We start from the raw sequence: 14,640 nt of genomic DNA on the forward strand, positions 1-14,640 counted from the left end.
GCTCGACTAGCCGGCTGCTGTCACCGGCGTCAATTCTTGCGGCGCCGAATCCGGCGACGGCTTGCGAGTGGTCACCGTCAGACCGGCCGCGACGATGACGGCCAGCGCCCACCACACGTAGGACATCCCGGCGAGCTGACGCCACCAGACCGCCGACGCCTCGTGATGCTTGGGCAGCAGGTCGATCGGCGACCATCTCATCAGCGCCACTCCCGCGGCACCGACCACGGCCAGCGTCACGTTGCGGCGCCGCCAGGCCAGCACGGCGAGCACCACGACCGTCGGCAATCCCCACACCCAGTGGTGTGACCACGAGACCGGGGAGACCATCAACCCGAACAACGCGACGCAGATGACGGCGAGCACGGGCTCGCCGGCCCGCAGCACCCTGCGCATCGCCCACACCGTCAGCGCGAGCACGAGCAGCGAGGCCACCACCCAGAGCAGGAAGCGCTGTTGCTCGCCCAGCCCGAGTCGGGCCAGGGCCCCGGCGAGGTTTTGATCGGTGTTCAGCGCCGCCTCGCCGATCCGATCGGTGTGCGGCAGGGTGTGCGTCCAGTACTCCCACGAGTCACCCCATGCCAGAACGAAACCCACCGCCGTCGTCACCACGAAGGACGCCACGGCCGTGAGTGCGGCCCGGTTGTCGCGACGCAGCAGGAAATAGAGCAGAAACACCGCAGGCGTGAGTTTGAGCGCTATGCCCAGTCCCAGCAGCAGCCCGCGCGGCCACGGTGTGCGGCGCGGCAGGCAGTCGGCGATCACCAGGGTCATCAACACGACGTTGATCTGGCCGAAGGCGAAGTTCGACGTGATGGGTTCCAGCCAGATGGTCGCCGCCAGCGTGATGACGACGGCCAGCCACCAGCGGCGCAACCAGGCCGGGCCGGGCAGCGCCGTCGAGGCGGCCCAGACGTCGAGGCGGGTCAGCACGATCACGGTGGACACCACCAGCAGCACCAACGTCAACGCCGTGATCGCGACGCTGGCGGCGGGCATGTGCAGCCAGGCGAACGGGCAGAACACGATCGCCGCCAGCGGGGGATAGGTGAACGGCAGGTTGAGCCCGATCGGTGTGTGGAACAGCACATCACCGCGGTACAGCGAATGGCCCTGCATCCACGCCTGCGCGCCCATCTGATACACGTCGATATCGATGCGATAGGGAATGTGGCCGAACAGTTGCCAGGCCACATAGCCCAGCCCCGCGGCCGCTAGCAGCCAGAGACCGCACCACAACAGGACCTGCCCGGGGCCACGTTTGCTTGGGTGGCCCACGTCGGGCGCCCGCCATCTACTCATGTCGCACAACAGCGTAATCGGTGCGCGGAGGTGGTACGTCGCTCCGCGCGGCTTCCGGCGGTGTCTACGCCCACAGGCGTACGTTTCAAGAGTGCTCCACTGGTTCGTGCTGCGGGTGACGCGCTGGTTCGCGCACGACATCCTCGAGGGCGGCCGGTTGCCCCTGCTGTGCTGCCTGGTGGCATTCATCCTGACGTTTTTCGTCACGCGGACGTTCGTGCGCTTCATCCGCCACCGCGCCGAGACCGGCCACCCGGCCAGGTGGTGGCACCCGCGCAACGTCCATGTCAGCGGGGTCCACATCCACCACGTGACGTTCGGTGTCGTCCTGGTGCTGCTCTCCGGCCTGACCTTGGTCACCCTGTCCATCGACGGACACGAGCCCGAATTCACTTTGTCGGCAATCTTTTTCGGCATCGGTGCGGCCCTGGTGCTCGACGAGTACGCGTTGATCCTGCACCTGTCCGACGTTTACTGGTCAGAGGATGGGCGCACTTCGGTGGACGCCGTGTTCGCCGCGGTGGGGGTGGCCGGACTCTTGATCATGGGCCTGCATCCGCTGATGTTTTTCCTGCCGATCTGGGAAGGCACCGATTCCTGGCCGCTGCGCGCCGCGGTGGCCGGCGGACTGGTGTTGACGCTGCCCCTGGCGGTGATCGTCGTGCTCAAGGGCAAGGTGTGGACCGGGCTGCTCGGCATGTTCATCGTCGTGCTGCTGGTCATCGGCGCGATCCGATTGTCCCGCCCGCATGCGCCCTGGGCTCGCTGGCGATACACCAACCAACCCGAGAAGATGCGCCGAGCGCTACAACGCGAACGGACGCTGCGCCGCCCGGTGGTGCGGGCCAAGCTGTATCTGCAGTGCGCGATCGCGGGCACGCCCCGCCTGCCCGACGAGCGCGCGGTCGACGCCCAGCTCGACCACGACGTACACCCGGCACCGCCGCCGACGGGGCCCATCCTGATCAGCAGATAGGCTTTCGCCGGTGCGGTACTTCTACGACACCGAGTTCATCGAGGACGGCCGCACCATCGAGTTGATCTCCATCGGGGTGGTCGCCGAGGACGGCCGCGAGTACTACGCCGTGTCAACGGAGTTCGATCCCGAACGCGCCGGCGGCTGGGTGCGCGCCAACGTGCTGCCCAAGCTGCCACCCCCGTCGTCTCAGCTGTGGCGCTCGCGCAGACAGATCCGCTCGGACCTCGAGGATTTCTTCGACGTCCGGGGCGCTGACCCCATCGAACTGTGGGCGTGGATCGGCGCCTACGACCACGTGGCCTTGTGCCAGCTATGGGGCACGATGCCCGAGCTGCCGCGGGCGCTGCCCCGTTTCACCCGGGACTTGCGGCAATTGTGGGAGGACCGGGGCTGCCCGCCCATGCCGCCGCGGTCGCGCGATGCCCACGACGCGTTGGTCGACGCCCGCGACCAGATGCGGCGATACCGGCTGATCATCTCGGCGGAGGGGGACGGCCTCGGGAGCGATCCGAACGCCGGAGTATCGCCCTGAGCCCGCCCGGACGACGTTCGCGCTGATCAGTCACCCTCGCGCCCCGGTTACCATGGACCGATGAACTGGACTGTCGACATCCCGATCGACCAGCTGCCGTCGCTGCCCCCGCTGCCGAACGACCTGCGGGCGCGGCTGGACGCCGCGCTGGCCAAGCCGGCCGCCCAGCAACCCAGCTGGCCGGCCGAACAGGCGGCGGCGATGCGAACGGTCCTCGAGAGCGTGCCGCCGGTGACGGTGCCCTCGGAGATCCTCCGGCTGCAGGAGCAGCTGGCCCAGGTCGCCAAGGGCGAGGCGTTCCTGCTGCAGGGCGGGGACTGCGCGGAGACGTTCACCGACAACACCGAGCCCCACATTCGGGGCAACATCCGCGCCCTGCTGCAGATGGCCGTGGTGCTGACCTACGGCGCCAGCATGCCGGTGGTCAAGGTGGCCCGGATCGCCGGCCAGTACGCCAAGCCACGGTCGGCCGACATCGACGCCCTGGGGTTGCGGTCCTACCGCGGGGACATGATCAACGGCTTCGCCCCGGATGCCGCCGCGCGCGAGCACGACCCGTCGCGGCTGGTGCGCGCGTACGCCAACGCCAGTGCGGCGATGAACCTGGTGCGGGCGCTGACGTCGTCGGGCCTGGCGTCGCTGCACCTGGTCCACGACTGGAACCGGGAGTTCGTCCGGACGTCGCCCGCCGGCGCCCGCTACGAGGCGCTGGCCACCGAAATCGACCGGGGTCTGCGGTTCATGAGCGCCTGCGGCGTGGCCGACCGCAACCTGCAGACCGCCGAAATCTATGCCAGCCATGAGGCTTTGGTGCTCGACTACGAGCGGGCCATGCTGCGGCTGTCGGCGAGCGAGGACGGGGAGCCGCAGCTATTCGACCTGTCGGCACACACCGTCTGGATCGGCGAGCGGACGCGCCAGCTCGACGGCGCGCACATCGCGTTCGCGGAGGTGATCGCCAACCCGATCGGCGTGAAGATCGGCCCGACGATGACCCCGGAACTGGCCGTCGAATACGTGGAACGGCTTGACCCGCACAACAAGCCGGGCCGGTTGACGTTGGTGAGCCGGATGGGCAACAACAAGGTGCGCGATCTGCTGCCGCCCATCGTCGAGAAGGTCCAGGCGACCGGTCACCAGGTGATCTGGCAGTGCGACCCCATGCACGGCAACACCCACGAGTCGTCCAACGGATACAAGACCCGGCACTTCGACCGGGTCGTCGACGAGGTGCAGGGTTTCTTCGAGGTGCACCGCGCGCTGGGCACGCACCCGGGCGGCATCCACGTCGAGATCACCGGCGAAGACGTCACGGAATGCCTCGGTGGGGCGCAAGACATTTCGGATCTGGACTTGGCGGGGCGCTACGAGACGGCATGCGACCCGCGGCTGAACACCCAGCAGTCGCTGGAGTTGGCCTTCCTGGTCGCCGAGATGCTGCGCGACTAGCCCGCTATCAGCCCGTTCAGGTTGGTCCCGATCGTCCACGCCGCGGTGGCAACCAGACCGGTCAGCGCCAGCACCAGCGCCACCCAGATCAGCACCATGCGCCGGCCGTGCTGTCGGGCGTATGCGAATTCGCTGATCGGAATGCCGGCGAATTCCCCTGTGACGGGCTGGTATTCGTAGTCGTCGGGCTCGTCATCGGATTGCGGCGGGCGCTGCGGCTCGGACCAGTCCTCGGGGCCGCGGGTCAATTGGCGGGTGGGGTGGCGGACCGGTGCGGCGGCGGGCGGCGCGGCGGTGTCCGGGCGCTGGCTCATTCGGCTGTGCTGGGCCGCGGACCGGTGCTGCGCGGAGTTGCGCGGTGCCGGGACCCGAAAATCCGGCAGCGCAAGTTCTTCGGTGATCGCGTCGAGCTCGGCGCCCATCTCGATCGCGTCGGCGTACCGGTCGCCCGGGTCGCGCGCGGTCGCGCGCCGCACGAACTCGTCGAACTCCGGGGGTACACCGTCGATCGCGGCACTGGGCGCCGGCACATCGGTGTCCAGCCGTTGGTAGGCGATCGACAACGCGGAGTCACCGGTGAACGGGGTGCTCCCGGTCAGCAGCTCGTAGGTGAGAATCCCGGCGGAGTACACGTCGCTGCGGGGACTGGCGTCGCCGTGGCGCACCTGCTCGGGAGACAGGTAGGCCGCGGTTCCCAAAATCACGCTCGTGGAGGTGATTCCAGCGGCCGCGACGGCACGGACCAAACCGAAATCGGCGATCTTCACGTCGCCGTCGTCGGAGATCAGCACGTTCTCGGGCTTGACGTCGCGATGAATCAGACCGGCCCGGTGCGCGGCGGCGAGGCCGCCCAACACCGGGCGCAGCACCGCGGCCACGGCATAGGGCGGCATCGGCCCGCGCTCGGCCAGCAGCTCGCGCAGCGTGCCGCCCTCGATGAGCTCCATCACCAAGAAGGGGTGCCGGGCGTCCAAGCCCTGGTCGTATACCGCGACCAGGCCGGGGTCCTTCAGCCGTGCGACCGTGCGGGCCTCGCGCTGAAACCGGGTCAGAAACTGGTCGTCGCCGGCGTAGCGGGAATCCATCACCTTCACCGCGACCGGGCGGTCGAGCCGCGTGTCGAGGCCGCGGTACACCGTCGACGTGCCGCCGCTGGCGATCTTGGACTGCACCAGGTAGCGGCCATCCAGCAAGACGCTGTCCAAGGGGTCTCGCGTCCCGGGTCCGGCCACGGGGCCATCGTAGGGGTGAGGGTGCGATTGGGCGTCAGAACACGGGTTGAATCCGCGTGCCAAGGCCTACACTTGCGCGGGTGAGCAGTGTTCCTGCCGGCGACGATGTTCTGGATCCCGACGAGCCCACCTACGACCTGCCGCGGGTCGCCGAATTGCTCCGGATTTCGGTCAGCAAGGTCCAGCAGCAACTTCGGGAAGGTCACCTGGTTGCGGTGAAGCGCGAGGGCGGCCTGGTGGTGCCGCAGGTGTTCTTCACCAAGTCCGGTGAGGTGGTCAAGAGCCTGCCGGGACTGTTGACGATCCTGCACGACGGCGGCTACCACGACACCGAGATCGTGCGGTGGTTGTTCACCCCCGATCCGTCGCTGACGATCACGCACGACGGCAGCCGGGATGCCATCAGCAACGCCCGCCCCGTCGACGCCCTGCACGCGCACCAGGCTCGGGAAGTCGTGCGTCGGGCACAGGCGATGGCTTGCTGAGGGCTTACTGAGCGACAGCTTCCTCGGTTATGCCGGCCCGCTCGTCGGGGGCACGGTAGAGCCTGTACCAGGCGATCAGCGCGCAAGCGGTGGCCAGCGAGAAATGCAGCCACGAGTACATCCCATGCGAGCCATCGGGTTTGAAGATCACCATCACCCACGTCGACAGCCCGGCGATGATCGCGACGGCCCGCCGGGACTGCGCCAGCGGGGCCACCACCGCCAGCGGCCAGGAGTAGTACCACGGCAGCGCCGCGGGGACGAAGAGCACCACCACCAGCATCGAGTACGCGATGCCGGTGAGGGCGGCCCTGTCGTCGCGCCGGAACCGCCACCACAGCAGGGGCAGCGACACCGCGATGATCGCGATCCCGATGAAGCGGGTGATGCGCAGCAAGGGGTAGAAGTGCACCGCAAAGAAGCCGCTGAACACGGCGTGAATGATGTTGGCGGCCGCGGTCGGCACGGTCAGCCAGTTGATGATCTTCACGGACCCGGCCAGTGCGGTCAGCCACCCCAGGCCCACCCCCGCCACCGCCGACAGGATGCCGAACACGACGGCGAAGACCAGCAGTGATGTCGCGGTGGCCGCCGCGAACGCCCAGGCCGGGCTGTACCCGCGGCGGTCGCGCAGATGCCGCGTCCACACCCACACCATGAACGGCAGGGCGATCCCGGCCGTGGCCTTGACCGCGATCGCCACGGTGATCAGCGAAGTGCCGAGGACGTGGCGGCCGGCGAAGCTCAGCGCGATGCCGGCGGCCATCAGTCCCACCATCAGCATCTCGTTGTGCACCCCCCCCATCAGATGGATGAGCACGAGCGGGTTGAGAACACAGATCCACAAGGCCGTCGAGCCGTCGGCGCCCAGGTGGCGGGCCAATCGCGGGGTGGCCCAGATCAGCAGGGCCAGCCCCGGCAGCATGCACAGCCGCAGCAGTGCCGTTCCGGCCACCACGTTGTTCCCGACGAGCATCGTGACGAGTTTGGCCACCAGAATGAACGCCGGGCCATAGGGGGCGGTGGTGATCGTCCAGATGGGACTTACGTTGTCCAGCAGGTTATTCGGGTTGGCGACCGGTCCGACGGCGTAGGGATCCAGGCCATCGCGCAGCAGGGCACCCTGGGCCAGATACGAATAGGTGTCCCGGCTGAAGACGGGCACCGAAAGCAGCAGCGGCGCCAGCCAGAAGCCGGTGGTGACCTTCATCATGAACTCGGTCATTTCACCGGCCAGCACGCGCCGGCCCAGCCCCAGCCATGCGATCAGCATGAGGCCCACGCCCATCCACAACACCACCGACGACAACACCAGGCCGTGGCCAAAACGCAGCCACGACATGTGGATTGACTCCAGCAGCGGGTCGTGTTGCCGGGTGCTGCCCGCACCCAGGCCGCCCACGGTGATCAGGACCGAACCGAGCATCCCCAGCTTCGCCGGCCGGGACTGCGCGGCGGTGGTGAATGCGCGCAGCCGCGAAAGCCATCCGCCGCCAGGCGGTTCCGTTGCCGGCGTGTCGGACGGCGGGGTGTGCGTCGGCGTCGTCATCGGCTCAGGCGGACCGGTCGGTGGCCATTCTGGCCAGCTCGGACAATCCGGACTTGGCCGCCGCGTTGATGGGCGCGGCCGCCAGCGCGGCCAGCGCCCGTTGCGTCAGCTCGGCGATGCGTCGCTCGGCCGCGGCCAGGGCGCCCACCGACTCGATGACCTCCCGCAGCCGGTCCACCTCGGCGTCGGTCAGCTGCGCCCCGATCGAGTCGCGTAACAGGTTGGCCGCCAACGAATCCGACCTGTCCGCCAACTCCAGCGCCTCGGCCAGCAGCACGGTGCGCTTGCCCGACCGCAAGTCGTCACCCGACGGTTTGCCGGTTACCGCCGGGTCCCCGAACACGCCCAGCACGTCGTCACGCAGTTGGAACGCCACCCCGAGGTCCGTCCCGAACCGGCCGAAGACGTCCTGCACGTCGGGCCGATCGGCGGCCGCGGCCGCCCCCAACTGCAGCGGTCGCGACACGGTGTAACAGGCCGTCTTATACGTGTCGACGTTCATCGCCGACGCGATCGATTCGGCGGCGCTGGCCTCGGCGACGATGTCCAGGTACTGACCCCCCAGCACCTCGGTGCGGATCTCGGCCCACACGCGCTGGACGCGCCGCGCGGCCTCCGGTGACAGGTCAACGCGAAATACGATGTCGTCGGCCCAGGACAGCGCGAGGTCCCCGAGCAGGACGGCGGCCGACATGCCGAACCTTTCCGAAGAGCCCCGCCACCGCCGATTGCGGTGCAGTTCCGCGAACTGGACATGAGCGGTCGGCCGGCCGCGGCGGGTGGAGGAGTCGTCGATCACATCGTCATGGACCAGCGCGCAGGCGTGCAGCAGCTCCAGCGCGGAAAACAGCAGCAGCGCTTCGGAATCGGGTTCCCCGGTCGCTACGGCGCGCCAGCCCCAGTAGGCGAAGGCGGGCCGCAGCCGCTTGCCCCCGTTGAGCACGAAGGCTTCGAGCGCGGCGACGAGGTCTTCGTAGTCGCCGCCGATGTGGGCGGTGTCGACGCGCCGGTCGTGCAAATACTGCCGCAGTCGATCGGTGATGGCGCCGGTCAACCCGACGGTTGCCGCTGCTTCTGAAGCTTTCAGGCTCAGCGCGGCGCCCCTTTCTCCCTCGACGTGTCTGCGTGTGGCAGGCCCGACCAGTGTATTCGGCGCGGCATCGGGGATCGTTTCAACCTGGCGTGGGTGGGGGTCCGCGGTTGCTTCGACTGGCTCACTATTCCCCCGAAAGCGGGTGGTACCCCCACGCCTATGCTGGCTGGGGTGTCGGGGCCGCCCGCTGGTGTGCGGCCGGGGGATGCCCCAAATTCGTCGGGATGGAGAGAAGCCGCGTGACACTCAACACCATTGCGCTCGAGCTGGTGCCGCCCAACGCCGATGAAGGCCGGGATCGGGCACTCGAAGACGCGCGAAAGGTGGTGCAGTACTCGGCCGAATCCGGTCTGGACGGCCGGCTCCGGCACGTGATGATCCCGGGCATCATCGCCGAGGACGACGACCGTCCCATCACGATGAAACCCAAGCTGGATGTGCTGGACTTCTGGTCGATCGTCAAGCCCGAGCTGCCGGGAATCCACGGCCTGTGCACCCAGGTCACCGCCTTCTCCGACGAGCCGACGTTGCGGCGGCGGTTGACCGATCTGCGCGCGGCCGGGATGGAGGGCGTGGTCTTCGTCGGCGTCCCGCGCACCATGAACGACGGGGAGGGCTCCGGCGTCGCGCCCACCGATGCCCTGTCGATCTATCGCGAGCTGGTGCCCAACCGCGGCGTGATCCTGATTCCCACCCGCGAAGGGGAGCACGGCCGGTTCAACTTCAAGTGCGACCAGGGCGCGACCTACGGCATGACCCAGCTGTTGTACTCCGACGCGATCGTGGGATTCCTGCGCGATTTCGCCAAGAACACCGATCACCGGCCGGAGATCCTGCTGTCGTTCGGCTTCGTCCCGAAGATGGAGAGCCGGGTCGGCCTGATCAACTGGCTGATTCAGGACCCGGGCAACCGGGTGGTCGCCGACGAGCAGGAGTTCGTCAAGCGGTTGGCCGGCAGCGAACCGCCCCGGAAGCGCCAGCTCATGGTCGACCTGTACAAGCGCGTTATTGACGGGGTGGCCGAGCTGGGCTTCCCGCTGAGCATCCACCTCGAGGCGACCTACGGGGTGTCGGGGCCCGCCTTCCAGACGTTCGCGGAGATGCTGGCGTACTGGACACCGGCCCAGCGGGTCTAGCTCGGCGGCTGGTCGCGCGGCGCCGTGACCCGCGGCGAACGGTCGCGGTTCATCCAGGCCAGCAGCGCGACCACGCCGGCCGCCGCGAAAGACGCGATGCCCAGCCACACGCCCGCCCCGGTCAGGGACCGCGTGTTCGGGTCGGTGTAACGGGCCTGGGCGGTCATGGTGCTCACCACGCCCGGTTTGAGCTTCCAGGAGACCACCGTGGATTCGACCCGGTCGCCGTTGGTGGAGGTGACCACGCCCGGGAAGGCGACGGTCAGTTCGACGTCGGCTTCGGGATCGGTCAGGGAGGTCAGGTCCGCGCGGCCCTCGAGGATCACCAGGTTGCCGTTCCGGCGCAGCGTGAGGTTCACGCCCTGCGCGTCGGAATTCATGTTGGCCAGCTGCGGCAACTCGGCGAAGGTCAGGTCGGAGAACACCGCTTGCGACCCCACGTAACCGTCGCTGTCGTAGTTCGACACCGCCACCTTCTGGCTGAACGGCAGGTTGTTGCTGTCGAGCTGGGGCCCGGTGTCCTTGGGCGTCTTGGGTTTCGCGGCGGCGACGATCTCGCCGGACACCAGGTCATCGGGTGAGATGGTGAGCGACGCCCTGACCCGCAGGCACCCCGTGGCCAGCGGAACCAGCATGAGCAGCATCGCGATGGCCACTAAGCGGCGCCGCCGAGCGGTGAATCCACGGGTTCGGGGCGGGGCATGGCTGGCGCGCACCAGGTCATCGTGCCAGATCCGGCGTGTCGCTTTCGCGCGTTCGGCCGGGCGCGCCCTCGAGCCGGCTGTCACAGCGGCAGCTTGCGGCCCAGGATCGCGAATGCCCGTGGGTCCCCTGCGAAGTGGTAGCCGCGGATGACGTCGGTGAAGCCCAGCCGTCGGTACAACCGCCAGGCCCGGTTCGGCTCACCGTTGGTCTCCGGCGTGGACAGCAGGACATTCTCTTCGGCCCGGCCGGCCAGGAGCCGCCGGGCCATCGCCTCGCCGAGGCCGCGACCCTGCGCGCGGGGATGGATGTGCAGCTCGGTCAGCTCGAAGTAGCTGTTCATCAGGCCGGCGATCTGCTGGGGCGGCAGACCACCGCGTTGCAGGCCGAGGACGACTTGCTGCTGCCACCACTGCCCGGGCGCCCCGGGGTAGCCGTACGCCACGCCGAGCAACGGCGCATTGCTCAGTTCGGCCGCCGGGGGGGTCGGGGCGTCCGCGTCGTCGCCCAGCTCGGCATCCACCACGCCCACCCCTTGCCACCCGCGCCGGCGGATGTGCTCGAGCCACATGGCCGCGCGCTGGTTTTCCGTGCCGCGCGGGTACCGCATCGCGTCGACGTACACCTTCAGCGCCTCACCGAGGCGGCGCTCCATATCGGTGGGCGGCAGATCGATGAGGAATATCGCCAAGTTGCGGTGTCCTCCTCATCCTGTGCTCCGGCGCTTCGCCTTCGCGTGGCCGCGCGGCCCGGGCCGTCATCGCCATTATCGGACCAGGGGGAGGTTGTTCGGCGAGCGGCCGTGGCAACGAACCCACGAACGTCCCGGGGTGGGGAAGCCGGTTGTAGCGCACGGCCGTTCCGGTTCCTATGGGTGGCAACCACCGGCCAGGATAGAATCGCCACCGAACCAGTGGTAAGGCGCACATTGACCTCGTATCATTTCAATTAGTTGCCCCCACAACGGGCATACGCGTGCTATCGATGGTTACGCGTCAACTGTCGGCAAGGAGGGACGAATGCCACTCTCCGATCATGAGCAGCGGATGCTCGATCAGATCGAGAGCGCTCTCTACGCCGAAGACCCCAAATTCGCGTCGAGCGTCCGCGGCGGAGGATTCCGTGCACCCACCGCGCGCCGCCGCCTCCAGGGCGCGGCGTTGTTCGTCATCGGCCTGGCGATGCTGGTTTCGGGCGTGGCGTTCAAGGCCACCATGATCGGAAACTTCCCGATTCTCAGTGTCTTCGGGTTCATCGTGATGTTCGGCGGCGTGGTATTCGCCATCACCGGCCCGCGGTTGTCCGGCCGGCCCGACCACCCCGGATCGGCGCCCGGGTCGCTCCGCCAACGGCGTAACAAGGGCGGTGGTGGCTCGTTCACCAGTCGGATGGAAGACCGGTTCCGCCGCCGCTTCGACGACTAGCGGCGGCGCCGACGCATAAGGGGTAGCCATCGGCTGCCCCTTTTCTTCTGCCCATTTCTGCTGCCCCGCACCGGCCGCGGCGCCATGGTCACAGACGCCCCCGGGCTGACCGGTGATCGGCGGGCCGTCGATGCCGTTTTGACGCCGGATCGAGCCCTAACCGAGCTTCGGCGCAGGACGTGAGCCCCACCGGCCCCCACACAATCCCCCCACTGCGCCCCACCCGAGCTTCGCAGCGCTCTGACGTGCGAGTTTATCCATCCTGGCGCGGCGCCGGGAATGACGCGCGCGGCCGGTACGCGACAGCATGGGCGGCGGGGGGTGGCAGATAACCCGGAAAACTGCGCCGCGACACTCCATCAATGGGGCGAAGTGGGGGATTGTGGGGTATGGTGGCTGAAGTGTTTGGGTGACCTTGAGGGGGAGGTGAGCTGGTGTTTCTCGGCACCTACACGCCCAAACTCGACGACAAGGGGCGGCTGACGTTGCCCGCCAAATTCCGTGACGCGCTGGCAGGGGGGTTGATGGTCACCAAGAGCCAAGACCACAGCCTCGCCGTCTACCCGCGGGGGGAATTCGAGCAGCTCGCACGCCGGGCGAGCAAGGCCTCGCGGAGCAACCCCGACGCCCGGGCCTTCCTGCGCAACCTCGCCGCCGGCACCGACGAGCAGCATCCCGACGCGCAGGGGCGTATCACGCTATCGGCCGACCACCGTCGCTACGCGAACCTCTCCAAGGATTGCGTGGTGATCGGAGCGGTCGATTACCTCGAGATCTGGGACGCGCAAGCCTGGCAGGACTACCAGCAGACCCACGAAGAGAACTTCTCCGCGGCCAGCGATGAAGCACTCGGCGACATCATCTGAGGCGCATGCCCGTGCAACGTGGCCTCTGCCCGAACCGACCCTGGCGTACTTCCCCAACGCCAGGTTCGTGCCTTCGGACAGGGACCTCGATGCAGGGGCATCTCGCCCGACCCGGGGAGGTGTTGCGGTGGTTGAGGATTCACCGGGCTTCGGGCATGTGCCCGTCCTGCTGCATCGCTGCGTCGAGCTGCTCACTCCCGCGCTGACCCGTCACGACGCCGACGGTTCGGGCGCCGTCCTTCTCGATGCCACCCTCGGCGCGGGCGGGCACGCCGAACGATTCCTCACCGACCTGCCGGGGCTGCGGCTGATCGGGCTCGACCGCGACCCCAGCGCGCTGGACATCGCCCGCGACCGGCTGGCGCGATTCGCCGACCGCGTCACGCTGGTGCACACCCGCTACGACGGCCTCGCGGCGGCGCTGACCGAATCCGGTTACCCCACAGCCGGATCTGTCGACGGGATGCTGTTCGACCTGGGCGTGTCATCCATGCAACTCGACCGGGTCGAGCGCGGCTTCGCCTACGCCCAGGACGCGCCGCTGGACATGCGGATGGATCCGGAGTCGCCGTTGACGGCGGCCGAAATCGTCAACACCTACGACGAAGCCGCGCTGGCGGACATCCTGCACCGCTACGGCGAGGAGCGATTCGGGCGCCGGATCGCGGCACAGATCGTGCGCCGGCGCGCCCGCGCCCCGTTCACTTCGACCGCGGAGTTGGTAGCCCTGCTCTATCAAGCGATCCCGGCCCCGGCCCGGCGCACCGGTGGACATCCGGCCAAACGGACCTTCCAGGCCTTGCGGATCGCCGTCAACGACGAACTGAACTCGTTGCGCAGCGCGATTCCGGCCGGTTTGGACGCGCTCAACGTCGGCGGGCGCATGGTGGTGCTGGCCTACCAATCGCTGGAAGACCGGATCGTCAAAAGGGTGTTCGCCGACGCGGTCGCCTCCCGCACGCCGGTGGATCTGCCGGTCGAGCTTCCCGGCCACGAGCCGCGATTCCAGTCGCTGACGCATGGCGCCGAACGTGCGGACGCCGACGAGGTCGAACGCAATCCGCGCAGCGCCGCCGTGCGGCTGCGAGCCGTGCAACGAGTCAAGCAGTCAACCGGAAAGGGCGACGCATGAAAGCAAAGCGCGAGACGCCGAATCGCCGTGGCGGACAAGATAGTTCCGCCCGGCGGAGCCGGCGTTCGGCGGCCGATCCCGGTCCGGCGCGCCGCCCCCGGCCTGGGCGCACCTCCGCGCCCACCCGTGAGAGCCGCGCGCCCAAGTCCGGACCGCATACCAGCCCCATCGCCCGGCCGGTCGAGCGGCCGGCGCGGCCCAAGAGCACGAGCCAGGCCAAGGCCCGAGCCAAGGCACGGAAAGCCAAAGCGCCCAGGGTCGTTCGTCCTCGGCTGAGCGAACGTTTGGCGGCCCGGCTGGCCGCGATCGACCTGCGGCCCCGGACCCTGGCGAGCAAGGTTCCGTTCGTCGTTCTGGTCATCGGCGCACTCGGCCTGGGGTTGGGCCTCACGCTGTGGTTGTCCACGGACTCCGCCGAGCGCTCCTATAAGTTGAGTCACGCCCGGGAGAAGACCCGGCTGTTGCAACAGCAGAAGGAGGCGCTGGAACGCGATGTGCGCGAGGCGGAATCCGCCCCGGCACTGGCGGAGGCGGCCCGCAAACAGGGCATGATCCCGACGCGAGACACCGCGCATCTGGTCCAGGACCCGTCCGGCAACTGGGTGGTGGTTGGCACGCCCAAGCCGGCTGACGGGGTGCCGCCGCCGCCGTTGAACAGCAAGCTCCCCGACCAAGGCCCGCCCCAGCCCCCGCCGCCGCCGGCGCGGGCGCCACGGGGTCGGGCTTGAGCCGGATCGGGACCTCCGCGGCGGCGAGGTC

The 14,640-nt window shown here is 68.6% G+C and carries 14 protein-coding genes and 1 pseudogene; 9 read left to right on the plus strand and 6 right to left on the minus strand.

What is annotated here, in order from left to right:
* Positions 1 to 6: 6 nt before the first annotated feature.
* Positions 7 to 1,302, minus strand: coding sequence for a glycosyltransferase 87 family protein (locus tag A5750_RS04010; RefSeq protein WP_066946989.1), 1,296 nt, complete (start codon positions 1,300 to 1,302; stop codon positions 7 to 9).
* A 109-nt stretch (positions 1,303 to 1,411) separates the two neighbouring features.
* On the opposite strand from A5750_RS04010, the gene A5750_RS04015 reads away from it, so the two are divergent.
* The 3 genes from A5750_RS04015 to A5750_RS04025 are packed head-to-tail and all read left to right on the plus strand — an operon-like array spanning position 1,412 to position 4,262.
* A complete protein-coding gene (locus tag A5750_RS04015; protein ID WP_197505343.1) occupies positions 1,412 to 2,278 on the plus strand; it encodes a hypothetical protein in 867 nt (288 codons plus the stop codon).
* 10 nt (positions 2,279 to 2,288) lie between these two features.
* Positions 2,289 to 2,813 carry a polyadenylate-specific 3'-exoribonuclease AS gene (locus tag A5750_RS04020; RefSeq protein ID WP_066946996.1) on the plus strand — a complete coding sequence of 175 codons (525 nt, stop codon included), beginning with the start codon at positions 2,289 to 2,291 and terminating at the stop codon, positions 2,811 to 2,813.
* Between the two features lie 60 nt (positions 2,814 to 2,873).
* On the plus strand, positions 2,874 to 4,262 hold the full coding sequence (locus A5750_RS04025; RefSeq protein WP_066947001.1) for a class II 3-deoxy-7-phosphoheptulonate synthase: 1,389 nt from the start codon (positions 2,874 to 2,876) through the stop codon (positions 4,260 to 4,262).
* Here the strand turns inward: A5750_RS04025 and A5750_RS04030 are convergent.
* Positions 4,259 to 5,494, minus strand: coding sequence for a protein kinase (locus A5750_RS04030; RefSeq protein ID WP_197505340.1), 1,236 nt, complete (start codon positions 5,492 to 5,494; stop codon positions 4,259 to 4,261). The genes A5750_RS04025 and A5750_RS04030 overlap by 4 nt on opposite strands.
* Before the next feature lie 80 nt (positions 5,495 to 5,574).
* On the opposite strand from A5750_RS04030, the gene A5750_RS04035 reads away from it, so the two are divergent.
* Positions 5,575 to 5,979, plus strand: coding sequence for an Rv2175c family DNA-binding protein (locus A5750_RS04035; RefSeq protein ID WP_066947011.1), 405 nt, complete (start codon positions 5,575 to 5,577; stop codon positions 5,977 to 5,979).
* Positions 5,980 to 5,983: 4 nt separating this feature from the next.
* On the opposite strand, the gene A5750_RS04040 is transcribed toward A5750_RS04035, so the two are convergent.
* Together A5750_RS04040 and idsA2 are read right to left on the minus strand one after the other, a co-directional pair.
* Complete coding sequence (locus A5750_RS04040; RefSeq protein WP_066947015.1) at positions 5,984 to 7,528, minus strand: alpha-(1->6)-mannopyranosyltransferase A; 1,545 nt, start codon at positions 7,526 to 7,528, stop codon at positions 5,984 to 5,986.
* A 4-nt stretch (positions 7,529 to 7,532) separates the two neighbouring features.
* Complete coding sequence (idsA2, locus tag A5750_RS04045; RefSeq protein WP_066947019.1) at positions 7,533 to 8,582, minus strand: bifunctional (2E,6E)-farnesyl/geranyl diphosphate synthase; 1,050 nt, start codon at positions 8,580 to 8,582, stop codon at positions 7,533 to 7,535.
* A 278-nt stretch (positions 8,583 to 8,860) separates the two neighbouring features.
* Here idsA2 and A5750_RS04050 point away from each other — a divergent pair, with 278 nt between their 5' ends.
* Positions 8,861 to 9,757 (plus strand): mycobacterial-type methylenetetrahydrofolate reductase, encoded by an 897-nt coding sequence (locus A5750_RS04050; protein WP_066947022.1) that lies wholly within the window; start codon positions 8,861 to 8,863, stop codon positions 9,755 to 9,757.
* Here A5750_RS04050 and A5750_RS04055 read toward each other — a convergent pair.
* Positions 9,754 to 10,401: a DUF3153 domain-containing protein gene (locus A5750_RS04055; RefSeq protein ID WP_066947041.1), complete on the minus strand. Its 648-nt coding sequence runs from the start codon at positions 10,399 to 10,401 to the stop codon at positions 9,754 to 9,756. The two genes, A5750_RS04050 and A5750_RS04055, sit on opposite strands and share 4 nt — an antisense overlap.
* Before the next feature lie 140 nt (positions 10,402 to 10,541).
* Positions 10,542 to 11,150: an N-acetyltransferase gene (locus A5750_RS04060; protein ID WP_066947025.1), complete on the minus strand. Its 609-nt coding sequence runs from the start codon at positions 11,148 to 11,150 to the stop codon at positions 10,542 to 10,544.
* Positions 11,151 to 11,478: 328 nt separating this feature from the next.
* Here A5750_RS04060 and A5750_RS04065 point away from each other — a divergent pair, with 328 nt between their 5' ends.
* The 4 genes and pseudogenes from A5750_RS04065 to A5750_RS04080 form a co-directional block, all read left to right on the plus strand.
* Complete coding sequence (locus A5750_RS04065) at positions 11,479 to 11,883, plus strand: DUF3040 domain-containing protein (protein WP_066947030.1); 405 nt, start codon at positions 11,479 to 11,481, stop codon at positions 11,881 to 11,883.
* 434 nt (positions 11,884 to 12,317) lie between these two features.
* Positions 12,318 to 12,749 (plus strand): division/cell wall cluster transcriptional repressor MraZ, encoded by a 432-nt coding sequence (gene mraZ, locus A5750_RS04070; protein WP_007170790.1) that lies wholly within the window; start codon positions 12,318 to 12,320, stop codon positions 12,747 to 12,749.
* Positions 12,724 to 13,881: a 16S rRNA (cytosine(1402)-N(4))-methyltransferase RsmH gene (gene rsmH, locus A5750_RS04075; protein ID WP_156659529.1), complete on the plus strand. Its 1,158-nt coding sequence runs from the start codon at positions 12,724 to 12,726 to the stop codon at positions 13,879 to 13,881. Before mraZ ends, rsmH begins: the two co-directional genes overlap by 26 nt.
* Positions 13,878 to 14,594, plus strand: a pseudogene (locus tag A5750_RS04080) (hypothetical protein); the annotation flags it as partial. The gene rsmH and the pseudogene A5750_RS04080, both read left to right, overlap by 4 nt.
* Between the last annotated feature and the right edge of the window lie 46 nt (positions 14,595 to 14,640).

Source organism: Mycobacterium sp. 852002-51613_SCH5001154 (assembly GCF_001667425.1).
Classification (GTDB): Bacteria; Actinomycetota; Actinomycetes; order Mycobacteriales; family Mycobacteriaceae; genus Mycobacterium.